General features: G+C 45.6%; 15 protein-coding genes. 11 read left to right on the top strand and 4 right to left on the bottom strand.

The annotated features are described in order from the left end of the window. The first annotated feature begins 12 nt into the window (after positions 1 to 12). The 5 genes from VNN20_00875 (at position 13) to VNN20_00855 (ending at position 5,097) form a co-directional block, all read left to right on the top strand. On the top strand, positions 13 to 564 hold the full coding sequence (locus tag VNN20_00875; GenBank protein ID HWP90740.1) for a hypothetical protein: 552 nt from the start codon (positions 13 to 15) through the stop codon (positions 562 to 564). A gap of 133 nt (positions 565 to 697) precedes the next feature. Continuing rightward, positions 698 to 2,104, top strand: coding sequence for a DUF6537 domain-containing protein (locus VNN20_00870; GenBank protein ID HWP90739.1), 1,407 nt, complete (start codon positions 698 to 700; stop codon positions 2,102 to 2,104). A 171-nt stretch (positions 2,105 to 2,275) separates the two neighbouring features. Next, positions 2,276 to 3,238: a Glu/Leu/Phe/Val dehydrogenase dimerization domain-containing protein gene (locus VNN20_00865; GenBank protein ID HWP90738.1), complete on the top strand. Its 963-nt coding sequence runs from the start codon at positions 2,276 to 2,278 to the stop codon at positions 3,236 to 3,238. 303 nt (positions 3,239 to 3,541) lie between these two features. Next, a complete protein-coding gene (locus VNN20_00860) occupies positions 3,542 to 4,708 on the top strand; it encodes a thiolase domain-containing protein (protein ID HWP90737.1) in 1,167 nt (388 codons plus the stop codon). 5 nt (positions 4,709 to 4,713) lie between these two features. Next, the gene (locus tag VNN20_00855) at positions 4,714 to 5,097 is read left to right on the top strand and encodes an OB-fold domain-containing protein (protein HWP90736.1); all 384 of its coding nucleotides are present in this window, start codon (positions 4,714 to 4,716) and stop codon (positions 5,095 to 5,097) included. Here VNN20_00855 and VNN20_00850 read toward each other — a convergent pair. After that, positions 5,054 to 5,371, bottom strand: a complete 318-nt coding sequence (locus tag VNN20_00850; GenBank protein ID HWP90735.1) for a transcriptional regulator — start codon at positions 5,369 to 5,371, stop codon at positions 5,054 to 5,056. The two genes, VNN20_00855 and VNN20_00850, sit on opposite strands and share 44 nt — an antisense overlap. 121 nt (positions 5,372 to 5,492) lie before the next feature. Here VNN20_00850 and yccX point away from each other — a divergent pair, with 121 nt between their 5' ends. From yccX to VNN20_00820, 6 genes are all read left to right on the top strand, one after another. Next, entirely contained in the window at positions 5,493 to 5,777 is a 285-nt protein-coding gene (gene yccX / locus VNN20_00845; protein ID HWP90734.1) for an acylphosphatase, read from the top strand. 51 nt (positions 5,778 to 5,828) lie between these two features. Beyond that, a complete protein-coding gene (locus tag VNN20_00840; protein HWP90733.1) occupies positions 5,829 to 6,440 on the top strand; it encodes an MBL fold metallo-hydrolase in 612 nt (203 codons plus the stop codon). Position 6,441: 1 nt separating this feature from the next. Further along, on the top strand, positions 6,442 to 6,711 hold the full coding sequence (locus VNN20_00835) for a septum formation initiator family protein (protein ID HWP90732.1): 270 nt from the start codon (positions 6,442 to 6,444) through the stop codon (positions 6,709 to 6,711). Next, positions 6,683 to 8,845 (top strand): diguanylate cyclase, encoded by a 2,163-nt coding sequence (locus VNN20_00830; protein ID HWP90731.1) that lies wholly within the window; start codon positions 6,683 to 6,685, stop codon positions 8,843 to 8,845. The genes VNN20_00835 and VNN20_00830 overlap by 29 nt, the downstream gene beginning before the upstream one ends. A gap of 64 nt (positions 8,846 to 8,909) precedes the next feature. Next, positions 8,910 to 9,851, top strand: a complete 942-nt coding sequence (gene rsmA / locus VNN20_00825; GenBank protein HWP90730.1) for a 16S rRNA (adenine(1518)-N(6)/adenine(1519)-N(6))-dimethyltransferase RsmA — start codon at positions 8,910 to 8,912, stop codon at positions 9,849 to 9,851. Positions 9,852 to 10,343: 492 nt separating this feature from the next. Beyond that, the gene (locus VNN20_00820) at positions 10,344 to 10,979 is read left to right on the top strand and encodes a hypothetical protein (protein ID HWP90729.1); all 636 of its coding nucleotides are present in this window, start codon (positions 10,344 to 10,346) and stop codon (positions 10,977 to 10,979) included. A gap of 183 nt (positions 10,980 to 11,162) precedes the next feature. Here VNN20_00820 and VNN20_00815 read toward each other — a convergent pair whose 3' ends face one another. Genes VNN20_00815 through VNN20_00805 form a run of 3 tightly spaced genes read right to left on the bottom strand, consistent with a single transcriptional unit; the run spans position 11,163 to position 11,840 of the window. Continuing rightward, on the bottom strand, positions 11,163 to 11,483 hold the full coding sequence (locus VNN20_00815; protein HWP90728.1) for a type II toxin-antitoxin system VapC family toxin: 321 nt from the start codon (positions 11,481 to 11,483) through the stop codon (positions 11,163 to 11,165). Next, positions 11,480 to 11,689: a hypothetical protein gene (locus VNN20_00810; protein HWP90727.1), complete on the bottom strand. Its 210-nt coding sequence runs from the start codon at positions 11,687 to 11,689 to the stop codon at positions 11,480 to 11,482. Before VNN20_00810 ends, VNN20_00815 begins: the two co-directional genes overlap by 4 nt. Continuing rightward, positions 11,658 to 11,840 carry a JAB domain-containing protein gene (locus VNN20_00805; GenBank protein HWP90726.1) on the bottom strand — a complete coding sequence of 61 codons (183 nt, stop codon included), beginning with the start codon at positions 11,838 to 11,840 and terminating at the stop codon, positions 11,658 to 11,660. The genes VNN20_00810 and VNN20_00805 overlap by 32 nt, the downstream gene beginning before the upstream one ends. Positions 11,841 to 11,990: the final 150 nt, after the last annotated feature.

Genomic DNA, 11,990 nt, shown 5'->3' with positions numbered 1-11,990 from the left:
GAGTTAAAAACAATGAAAGGCCCTTATCCACAGCTTAAGAAATTTTATCAAAAGGCGGAGACGGATATACAAAAAACTCTAAAAGGCATGGGTGTAAAGTGGATAAAGGTGGTCAACCCTTACGACGTGGGGGAATCGCTCGAAACAATAAGAGAGGCGTACAAATCAAGCTATAAAGGCTTGAAGGTGATAATCTCGGATGCGGAGTGCGCGCTCGAAGCAGGAAGAAAGATAAAAAATATTAAGTCCCGGACGCTAAGCGATGGCGGAAGATGGGTTGAACGAAAATTAGGCGTGGATGAGGACGTATGTACCGGTGATCATTCTTGCATCTCCTATAATGGTTGTCCTTCACTTACCGTGCGAAACAATCCTAATCCGCTCAAGGACGATAAAATCGCCTGGATCGATTATTCCTGCATAGGATGCGGTCTTTGCAGTGAGATTGCCCATTTGGCAAAGCTATGCCCGTCATTCTACCAGGTGGACAGGGTTATCAATCCGTCTCGTTACGAAAGATTCATGTTCAAATTAAGGAATTTTGTTATAGAAAGTTTAGGCTAAGGGTTATCATTCTCGCACCGGTAAGACGGGAATCTAATATATGTAGAGACGACCCGGCGGGCCGTCTCTACTGTAAGTGGGTAATATGTCCGAGTACGATAGAACATAAATATACGTGACGTGAGCAAGTGATATGAAAATACTCATCACATCGGTAGGCGGTTTGGGGGTAGGGGTTTTTGTAGAATGGCTTGCGGCTGCAGCTATCTCCGAAGGATTACAACCCCATGTTCTAAGTCTTCCCGGAGTGAGCCAGCGTGCCGGGCGCACTCTTTCCTACATGGAGATTGTGCCCAATAATGACTTTCTTTTTTCACCATTCCCGGAAAAGGGAAAACTAGATCTTATAATCTCGCAGGAATTTATGGAACTTCTCCGGATACTCAAAGAGGGATATGGGGGAAAAAATTGTAACATTCTCGGAACGACCTTCCGGTACTATACCACTTATGAAAAGCTCTCTTTAAAGAAGGACATTTATACATACGAAAATTTTCGCGGCCTCATAGAGGAGAATTCCAGAGATCATATTGTGGTGGATATTCATAGAATGGGCTTATCGGACTTTAGTAATGCCCACCTAGTCGGGGGGTTATGTGCTTCCGGCTATCTGCCAGGCATTAAAAGAGAGAGTTATGAGAAAGCGATAAAAACAGTAGGAATAGACCCGGAGAGAAATCTTAGGGATTTTACCGCTGGATATGAACTTTTCAAGAAAACAAAAGGGGACTTGCTCGAAGAAGGGTTCAAGGTAAACGGATTTTATAGTCTTCCCGATGGATACATCAAAGATTCAATAGAAAAGCTTCGGTCGGTTTATGGAAACGGCATCAAGGACGTTGTGGTTGAGGCGGTAAGACAGATCATCGAGTATCAGGATAAAGATTATGCCGAGCTTTACATGAGCAGGCTTAACGACCTTCATCGGTATGCCCTAGAGATGTTCGGGAAGAATGATAAATGTGGAGAGCTAATGAAGGAGTTTGCCCGGGTTTTGGCAGTGAGGATGATGTACGAAGACGTTATAAGGATCGCTGAAAAGAAAATCAGCAAAGGCAGATTCGAGCGAATAAAAAAGCTCTATACAATTCAAGATGGAGAGGTTTTCTGGGTCAAGGATTTCTTCAGGCCGGAGGCTGATGAACTTTACGGTGTTCTCCCCAAGCCATTGGGAAGGTTATTAGACCGGATGCTATCAAAGTACAAGATTTCCTGGAAAACGGAGTTATATACCAATCACCTATCCGGATTTCTGTTGCTTAAAGCGATGTCTAAACTGCGATTCATGAGAAGGAGTTCCTTCAGATACTCGAAAGAAAATTCTCTTGTAGAAAAATACGTAGAACATGTGAAACGCTCTTTGACCCATGGCTTAGATTCCGCAATGCTGGCGGCAAAGGGTGGGGCGATTGTTAGAGGATATGGAGGCGTCCGTAGAGAAATGATAAAAAAATGGGATGAATTCTCTAACTTGACGAATCCACGTTTTATGGCTTCGTTTTTGGATAACTTTTTCTCCGAAAGGAGGCTTGAAAGTTAGATACAAAGAGACTAAGAGAGAATACGATTAAAGAAGAAGGCAGAATAGGGTAAAAGTATTTTTTTAAATTCTGACACCTGACTTCAGAATTCTAATTTCGTGTCGCCTGGATGTTGCTCAGCACAGGCTTTGTGTCTTCGTGGCAATAAAAATGGCAAGGGGTGATATAAAATGAGATACATCTGTGAGAGCCTCCCCGGCGGACACGCCATTCACATATGTATGGAGAAATCGGGCCAGGTATGTGTAGGGGGCACCAGGGTGTACAAATACCGGTCATCTGAAGATGCATTTTCCGACTGTGAGCGCTTGTGCGAGACTATGGCTTACAAATGTGCCTGGGCCGGACTGCCCTGGTACGGGGCGAAGGCGGTTATAGATGCTAGTCCCTCCGACCTGACGAAAGCGGATTGGGATGCTTATGCAAAAATATTAAATGGGCTTGAGGGTTCATTTCTTACGGCTACCGATGTAGGAACATCTATTAAAGACCTGGAGTATCTTAAGACTATGACTTCTTACGTGTCTACGATCGATACTGCCTATGCTACGGCTTATGTGGTCGTAGAGTGTATAAAAGCGGTGGCCCGGTCGAGGAATATCCCGATAGACTCTGCGCTCGTACAAGGAGTGGGAAAGGTAGGAAGCCTTGTTGCAGAGATGCTTCATAAAGCCTCTCCCTCTCGTATATTTGTCTGCGATATAGATAAGAGTCGTTGTGAAAACCTCCGGAGACTCGATCCCAATGTGTTTCAGGTGATTCCTCCAGATGGGATAGATACAGAGGTTGACTATTTTGTGCCTTGCTCTATTGGCCCCGTAGTAACAAGGAACAATGTTTCAGGTATAAAAGCTTCGGTGATTTGCGGTGCTGCCAACAACCAATTGGAAAATGACGAATTAGCCGAGTTGCTCAACGACCGAGGAATCTTGTATATACCGGATTTTATAGCAAATTCCGGCGGGCTGCTTAAGGTCGCGATCGACGAGGGAGTCGCCTCTTCCCATTCCCTTGATTCAGTGTCCAAGAAACTGGAACTACTTCTTCTTAAATCTAAGTCATTTGATAAGTTTCTTTTATCCCTGGCGAAGGATCAATGCCGGAGGAGGTTGCTGTTGGTGAAAACCTCATGACCTCGAGTTATTCAGGTTTTGTATTTGATGCGAATGGAGGAGAAGGATAAAAGCATTTATCCCCTCTCCCTCAAAGGGCGCTCATGGTTCGACGGAGTTTATCTTGAGTGCTTCGATTCCTCAGCATAAACTACGCCGAAAGGCCCACCATGAAGGCGGGTATAAGCTGACAGCAATACCCCACCCTTCACCCTGAGCGGAGACGAAGGGTGAGTAGGGTTAGGATGACGCTCGCCTAACAAACACAAAATAGGGAATGAACGGTTTTCCTGTTTATAATTATGGCAAAGAAAAGAGGGAACCATGAAAAAGGTATCGGTAATTGGAGTAGGAAAAACCAAATATGGAGTTTTAAAAGAAAAAACCCTTCTAGACCTGGCTGTAGAGGCCGGTAAAAAGGCGATGGACGATGCCGGAATCACTCCGGGAGAGGTAGACGCTTTTTACCTCGGAAACTACGCCGGTAGCGATTTTATCAACCAGAATCATCTGGCTCCTTATGTGGGGGCAGCATTGGGGCTTAGGGGTAATGTTCCCTGCACACACATCGAGAACGCTTGCGCTTCCGGCGGATCCGCGGTAAGAGAAGGAATTCTGGCCATATCCGCCGGGGCAGCCAGCAGGGTTTTGGTAGTCGGGGTCGAAAAAATGAACACAGTTCCCACGCCGAAGGTTACTGAGTTTCTGGCCAAGGCCGGGGACTGGGAGCGTGAAGTAAAAGTCGGTTACACCTTTCCAAGCGCTTTTGCTATGATGGCAAGAAGGCACATGCATCAGTATGGCACGACGAGAGAGCATCTGGCGGCGGTAGCGGTAAAGAATCACGGTAACGGCCTCCGGAATCCCGATGCACATATGCAAAAGCCCCTGACCATGGAACAGGTTTTGGATGACACTAGGATCGTTGCCGACCCTCTCCGTCTCTATGACTGTTCCCTCATAACCGATGGCGCATCGGCCGTTGTTCTCGGAGAAAGGAGCTTGGCAAAGGGTTTCTCTAAAAGACCTGTTGAAATAATCGGCTACGGGCAGGCAAATGATTCCTTTGCCCTTTATCAAAAAGATGACCTGACCAGATTTGATTCGACGATAGAATCGGCCAGGATGGCATTTACTATGGCCGGCATCAATCCTGAAGATGTGGACGTGGTAGAGGTGCATGACTGCTTTACGATTGCGGAGATAATGGCCATCGAGGACTTGGGGTTTGTTCCTAAAGGTGAGGGTGGCCCTGCTACGTTAGACGGCGTTACATCGCTAAACGGCAAATTTGCGGTGAATCCGAGCGGGGGTCTTAAGGCAAAGGGACATCCGGTGGGAGCAACCGGAGTGGACCAGGTCGTCGAGATTGCCCTTCAACTCCGGGGAGAAGCTCAGGAAAGGCAGGTTAAAGGAGCGGAGGTAGGGCTTACCCACAACATAGGCGGCTCCGGTGCAACATGTGTGGTTCATATTTTGGCAAGAGGCTGAAGACGATGAACCTAAAGGTTCTTGAATGTTCCTCCTGTAAAAAGCTTCATCTCCCGCCGGCTTATTTTTGTCCATCTTGCCGTTCGGGAGAACTGGAAGAAAGAGAGATTTCCGGAAGAGGGGTTCTTTACACCTATTCGACCGTACACGTGCCGGTGCCGATGCTGGAAAAGGAAGCCCCTTACACGTTAGCCATAGTTGAACTTGCCGAGGGTTGCAGGGTAACCGGACGTATGATAAGCGCGCACCCGGAAAAACTGGCCAGATGCTCCAGTAGAAATAAAAGAGATAAAGGACGGGGTTTGCTTTTTCGATTTTTGCGACGGGAACTCTACGTAAATGCGATTAACTATCTATCAGTCTTTGCAGTCCAAATCCGGGGCTGGTAATAAACTCTTTTTTACATTTCGGACACCGGCCGGGTTTCCTTGTGCGTTCTCTTTTTTGAAAGACAAAACCGCAGCTCATACATTCCGAGGGCTTTATTACGAACTTATATCCTTTCTGCTTTGCCGATTGCTCAATATGGCCAAGATGAGTTAAGACTTCTTTTTCGGAGATGCGTAGCGACTGCGACAACTCCCTGGCCGTTTTTATCCCGTCTATAAGCTCCTCAATAATAGCCCGTCTGACGGTCTTAAACTCTTCTTTTGCCGTTTTCACTCATGAAATTCCGGTTAGCTTTCCGACTTAATTTTATCCGATTTCTAAACCGGTTTCGAGACAAAACCAAAAATCCCAATGTTGACAGCAAACTGCGCTTTTGGTAACCTGAGCTTGTGGAATGTCCAAGGAGAGGGTTCATGCTATTATTCACGGCAAGGTCCAGGGGGTCTTTTTCCGGGCTTCGACACAGGAAAAAGCAATAGAATTAGGGCTTACCGGCTGGGTAAGAAATAGAGCCGATGGGAAGGTAGAGCTCTTAGCTGAGGGAGAAAAAGAAAAACTGGAAAAGCTAATCGAGTGGTGCCGCATTGGCCCCAAGCATGCCCAGGTCACGGACGTGGAGACGAGATGGGAGCCTTATACCGGTCAATATAATGAATTTATAATTAATTACAGAGATTGATGATTCGGGGAAACATAGATGATAATAAAGTGCATACCTGGTGGATCCTTTTTGACCAATTCCTATATCATTGCAGACGAGGAAACAAAAGAGGGAATTCTGGTTGACCCAGGGAGCCAGGTAGAGGAGGTCATCGAAGAGATAGAGTGCTTGGGACTCACAGTCGATAAAATCGTAAACACCCACGCCCACATCGACCATGCCGCCGGTGTAGAGGATGCGAAGAAGGCCCTCGGTGCTGAATTCTACCTACACCCCGAGGAGGAGCCGGTTCTTCAGGCTCTACCCGAGTCGGCGATGAGATTCCCCGAATTCCGCGGAGTTAAGGTCCCCAAAATAGACCGTTATATCCGGGAAGGAGACGAGATTCGAATCGGAAGGTATAAAGCTAAGGTAATACATACTCCCGGCCATACCTGGGGAAGTATCTGCCTCCTGGTCAATAATCACCTGTTCTCCGGAGATACCCTTTTCGCCGGCAGTGTGGGAAGGGTTGATTTAACCGGCGGGACGTCGATGCGTCAATTGGTCCATTCCATAAAGACAAAGCTCATGGTACTACCCCCATCCAACAAGGTCTATCCTGGACACGGCCCTTTTACCACGATCGAGACAGAAAAACGAACAAATCCTTTCATAGCCGGCGAAATGCTGCTCTTTTAGGATGAAAAAAACTATCATAAAAAATATCCTGATAGTGGCATTAATTCTGGCCGTGGGCTATATGTTTGCCAGTGAGATATCTCAGTTAAGCATTCTCCGAAAAGAGAATGAAAGGATAAGAATAAAGATCGACCAATTGGAAGTTGCAAATAAGGAGCTTAGGAAAAAAATAGAGGCTATAAAAAACGACGAGCGTTATATAGAAAAGTTAGCAAGAGAAGAACTGGGGATGATAAAAGAAGGTGAAAAAGTTTACAGGTTCGCGGAATAAAATTGTCTCTTTGCTGGACTCTTTGAGTAAGATATACGTCCCATTGCTATCCGCTTTGGTCTTGCTCTTAATTTACTTTAGGAGTTTTGAGACCTTTACCTCCTATTCGATTTTAGTGGGACTTCTCCTCCTGGTCCTACTTCCCTATGAATTGCTAAGAATAAGAAAGAAGGCTAAATCCTCTTCCCTATCGCCGAAAGAGGGGTTGGAAATAGCACTCTTGACAACCGTAGCGTCCGAGGTGCTGCTAGAAATACTGGGAAGAGAGTGGTTTCCGTTCTTGTATCTGGTTACCCCGGTCATATTCATTTACCTGGGTTGGCAGCCGGCTACGCTCTCGTTGGTCTTAATCTCGGTGCTCGAGCTAACTCTTTACCCCAGTGGGATACAAATTCTCTACAAACTGCTCCCACTGCCGGTCTCGACCTTCGGTCTCGGATACCTGTTAAAAAGGAGGGCGGGGCGGGGCCGATACCATACCTACAGAAAGGAAAACGAAAAACGAACATCCCTGGCCACTTCCGTGGCCGAAGAAAGGGGAGAGAAGCACCCTGACCGGTCCATACCTAGAGATATCAAAAAGCTCAGAAATGCAACCCGAAAATCCCTAGAGATGCTTAACGATATCTTATCCCCGCACAGCATCGTGCTCTACATGAAGAGCAAAGAGGGCTTTTATGAAATCGATGATTTTATATCCAGCAGCCCAAAACACATCGATAGCGGCCAAAAACTACATTTACTCGGCGGATACCTAGGATGGGTAACAAAGACCAAGACCCCTATCCTGGTGGATGAAATTAAAAATTACAAGGAGAACCTGATCTACTACAACAAGGATATACCGATAAAATCCTTCCTCGCCGTCCCGGTAGTTATAGAGGACGATGAAAACAAACCCTTGTCCAGGCAGGAACCGATGGGCATTTTAATCGCCGACAGTTTAGAGCCGGGTGCTTTCGGTGAGAGGGAAAAGCTTATTGCCTCTCTTGTATCCGACAGAATCGCCGAGATTATCAACAAGTTCGACCTTTTTCAAAAGATTCAACTTAGCTCGCAGGAGATTACCTCCTTTTATGATTTCACGAAGAAGTTGAGCTCCACCCTCGAACTCGATTTAGTCTTGGACCATATAGTAAACACTATAAGTGACATTCTGGAAGCAGATATCTTAGGTATAACGCTATTAGACAAACAAACTAACTCTAGCATCTTAAAGCGTATCGGAAAGGTAAGGAGAGAAGATATAGAGGGTAAAACGGTCACCCATGAAGACACACTCATAGGACTAGTGACTCAGAGCAGGAATTACTTTTACTTCGAGGACCTCTCTACCCGGAAAAAACACACCGTGGTGTTCGGAAAGGAGATAGACTTTGCCATCAGGACAAAGGACATAAAATCAATTTTGATCTACCCTCTCAAAGAGCCCGAGACCTACAGAGACCAAGAGGTTGAAAACACTTTAGGATGTATGGTGATAGGAAGAAACACCAAAAGCTCATTCAACGAGGCCGAAAGAAGCCTGGCAAAAATCATGAGCCAGGAATCGGCCAAGGCCATAGCGAACTCTCTTAACTACCTAAAAATAAAAGAGCTAGCCATAAGAGACGGCCTCACCGGGCTTTACAACCATAGACATTTTCAGGAAATCCTATCCCACATCATCGCCCGCTCCGACAGATTCCCGGAAAAGGTTTCGCTCATCCTGGTGGATTTGGATAACCTAAAGCAGATTAACGACACCCATGGTCATCAGGCAGGCGATGCGGTCCTGGCCACACTAGGCCGGACTATATCCGAATCGTTCCGGAAAATAGACATATCCGCAAGATACGGAGGGGATGAATTCGCCATCGTCCTTCCCAATACCGGGAAAAAAGGAGCGATAGTAGCGGCAGAAAAATTGAAGCAGAGGGTGGAGAGAGCCAGCATAAAATTCAAAGGAGCGGACATCTGTATCAGCCTGAGCATCGGCATTGCTACCTATCCCCAGAACGCCTCCACCAAAGATTCCCTGGTGGAGAAGGCAGATTGTGCGCTATATGAAGCAAAACACCTGGGTAAGAAAAGAATCGTTCACTATGAGGATTTATCTACAGGCAAATTAGCTAGTTCGGTTGAAGTGGAATAATTCCTTCTCCACAGGAAACAATCGTCCGAGATAGCCCGTAGGGTACCGACTCCCTTGAGATTAAGTGCTCATCATCTCGCTGCCTGTACTGGTCTCGGATTGCACAAGACAGTCTTGCTACTTTCTGATAATGCATAAGAAAAAGACAGAAAAAAAACCCTCTTCCAGGGAATTCTTCTTCTCCAAAAAAACACGCCCGAGTAGAGTATTGGGACAGAACTTCATAAGAGACCAGAGCGTGCTAGAGCGCATGGGGAAAATAGCCGATCTTTCAGAAGAAGATGAATTACTGGAGATCGGAGCGGGGCTAGGAGCGCTTACCTTTTTTTTAGGAGAAAGGGTGAGAAGGGTTATCGCCGTCGAGAAGGACAGGAGGCTTGTGGAAAAACTCCGTGAAAATGTCTCTCCTCTGAAGAACATCGAGATAATCGAAGAGGACATCCTCGAGACCGAGTTTAAAAGATTCTTTCGTGGAAATAAACTGAAAGTGGTCTCTAACCTGCCATACAGTATTTCTTCCCCCGTTCTATTCAAGCTCCTTGAGGAAAGAGAACTATTTTCTCTTCTGGTTCTTATGCTTCAACGGGAAGTGGGCGAAAGGATTGCCGCCCCGCCTGGAGGAAAAGAATACGGCTCCTTATCCGTGCTGGTTCAGACATACATGGATGTAAGCTTAGAGCTTAATGTCCCGCCCGAGGCCTTCTGGCCCCGGCCGAAAGTCGATTCCGTCGTAATTAAGCTAATTCCCCTTCTGAGACCAAGAATTCAAATCCGGGACGAAAAACTTTTCAGGACCGTTGTCAGGGCCGCCTTCTCGTCCAGAAGAAAGATACTGGCCAATTCCCTTTCCTCCCTGCTGTCCAAAGAGCAGGTGGAAGAAATCCTAAAATCATCGGGGATAGACGGAAGAAGGCGCGCCGAAACACTCTCCTTAGAGGAATTCGGAAGGATTACGGAAGTATTCCATAGATACAACCACCTGAAGTCTGGTGGAAGTGACTGGTAAATTTAATCTTATTTTTGGTTGTAGGATTTTTGAAACTAGCCCAAAATATAAGAGATTGCTTCGCGGGAACCTGAGGTAGCGATCAATGAGGGAGGGCAGTTAGGGAACCGCGCGCAATGACGGCATAAAAGCAATTATCCCTTCCCCTTTACGGGAAAGCCTGTCCTGGGTTCTTGACGAAGGGTCCATGGTTCGAAGGAGTTTATCTTGAGCGTAGCCGAAAGGCTCAGGATAAACTACGGCGAAGGGTGAGTAGGATTAAAAAGCTATTTCAACAAATAGGGTTAGCACGGTGCATGCGTGAGAAACATAAAAGGGAACAACTTGATTTCAAAAAGTCATTTTTATCCGTCTAAAAGCCTTGTTTTACAAGGATGGATTTTTTGATTTCTGATTGTTTTGGACAGTGGCGATAAGACGTAAAACACTTTGATAATCCCCATTTGTCTATGTATATTTACACCCGCATAAAATCAAGCGAGGATGATTGCCTTGGACCTGGAAGCACTACTGGATAAAGAGTACGAGGAGAAAAAAAGGACCCTGGAAAAAGCGATTCAAATCGCCGGAAGGGAATGGGAGAACGTGAAAGTATCACTCGAACTTTGCGGCGATATAGGGGAATTTCAGGAGAAGGATTTCATGATTGGCACTATAGAAGAAGACGTGATAATACGAGAGCCACTCATCAGTCCTACCAAGTCCGTCTCCGGTTATGCCCCTACGTTTTATCCAATGTACTTTGTGAAAAATCTTTTAGCCATGGAGGAGAAGTTTGCCCAACATGGGTACAAGACCACCGAAGCCCTTTACGCCTATATCGAATTGGCTACAAAGGCCTCCGAAAGGCTCGGACTCGTCGGGACGTTCAGCATGGGTTTCGGAGCCGGGTATGCCAACGTCCGCACCGGCTGGATTGCCGAAAAGGGGCTTCCGGTAGAGAGGGAGCTTTTTTTTCAGATGTTCTTCAAAGGGAAAAGGGTCGATTACGATTGGGACTTCCACTGGAACTCGGTAAGGGAAAGACTAAAGCTCATATTCGATAAATTCTTGTCCTGGCAAAAGGACCCCAAGCTATACAAGAAGGAAGTAAAGCCTAGAGTTAGAGTAAAGCCGATGATGGTTTAGGGTAGTAATAAGGTTTATAACATCACTCCCTTCTTAGATTAATTCCCGATCCCTCTATCAAAAAATGAATTGCGGAGTCGGTAAATCTGCTCATCGTTTTATTGCTCCGCTCAATACCCTTTTTGCTTTTTTCATCATCTCTTCATCAAAACTTATTAAATCAGCACCAAATTCCTCAGCTACTTAAATCACCAACGCATCCATACCACGAACGCCCGTCTTCGCTGCCAATTCAGCAGCCCGCATTGCAGATTCATCGTCCAAAACCACAAAAGTAACTGTTTCAATACTAGCTAATTCATTTTTAACTTCGATTGCTAGCTTCGTAGAACCAGTTCTCCGTCTAATAGCAGCAACAACTTCAACAAAAACGGAATAAGGCATGATTGCAAGGCTCTTTCCACTTAATACTTCTTGCCAAATTGCTGAGGCTTCTTTATGTTTGGGTTCGTTTTGTAAAAGAGAACAGATTATGACGGAACTGTCGATTGTAAGCCTTTTCACCAGGACTTCTCCCTTTGTCGTCTGACCTCTTCTACACTGGAGATATTATCCCATTTAGCTGAAACCTTTTTACAGAACGTATTCCACTTTCTTGTCTTTTGTTCTGTTATCTCTGCCTTTTCAACCCTTTGAAGAATTAACTCTTTTTTAATTTCTTTTATTTCATGAATCAAGCTAGTCAGTTTGTCCTCTACTTTTCTTGACATTTAAACCCTCCCTCTGATTATTTATATCGCTATCTTCTACTTTCAAGAAACCCTCTGCCTGAAAGCTGAAACATCCGTTTTTACCAACAATGACATGGTCAACTACCTCTATACCGACTAACTTTCCTGCTTCCACTAATCTGCGGGTCAGTGCAATGTCGGGATAATATCAAAAAGTGTGTAAAAGTATTTGCAGGCGGCGAATCCTTTTATATCTTTTTAGCTGAGAAAAGAAAAAAGAAAGGAGACGCCACCCATGGGAAAGCATACCGAGAAGAAGGCAGAGAAATCAAGAGTAACC

It is taken from the genome of Thermodesulfobacteriota bacterium (assembly GCA_035559815.1).
Classification (GTDB): Bacteria; Desulfobacterota_D; UBA1144; order Nemesobacterales; family CSP1-2; genus DATMAT01.
Note: the sequence above shows the minus strand (reverse complement) of the source record. Positions and strands in the feature narration are given on the sequence as shown.

What these genes read in the sequence shown, in the direction of transcription:
- VNN20_00860 (HWP90737.1), top strand. Translation starts at nt 3,542, where the DNA reads ATGAAAAAGGTATCGGTAATTGGAGTAGGAAAAACCAAATATGGAGTT.
- VNN20_00865 (HWP90738.1), top strand. Translation starts at nt 2,276, where the DNA reads ATGAGATACATCTGTGAGAGCCTCCCCGGCGGACACGCCATTCACATA.
- VNN20_00835 (HWP90732.1), top strand. Translation starts at nt 6,442, where the DNA reads ATGAAAAAAACTATCATAAAAAATATCCTGATAGTGGCATTAATTCTG.
- VNN20_00875 (HWP90740.1), top strand. Translation starts at nt 13, where the DNA reads ATGAAAGGCCCTTATCCACAGCTTAAGAAATTTTATCAAAAGGCGGAG.
- VNN20_00855 (HWP90736.1), top strand. Translation starts at nt 4,714, where the DNA reads ATGAACCTAAAGGTTCTTGAATGTTCCTCCTGTAAAAAGCTTCATCTC.
- VNN20_00870 (HWP90739.1), top strand. Translation starts at nt 698, where the DNA reads ATGAAAATACTCATCACATCGGTAGGCGGTTTGGGGGTAGGGGTTTTT.
- VNN20_00810 (HWP90727.1), bottom strand. Translation starts at nt 11,689, where the DNA reads ATGTCAAGAAAAGTAGAGGACAAACTGACTAGCTTGATTCATGAAATA.
- yccX (HWP90734.1), top strand. Translation starts at nt 5,493, where the DNA reads ATGTCCAAGGAGAGGGTTCATGCTATTATTCACGGCAAGGTCCAGGGG.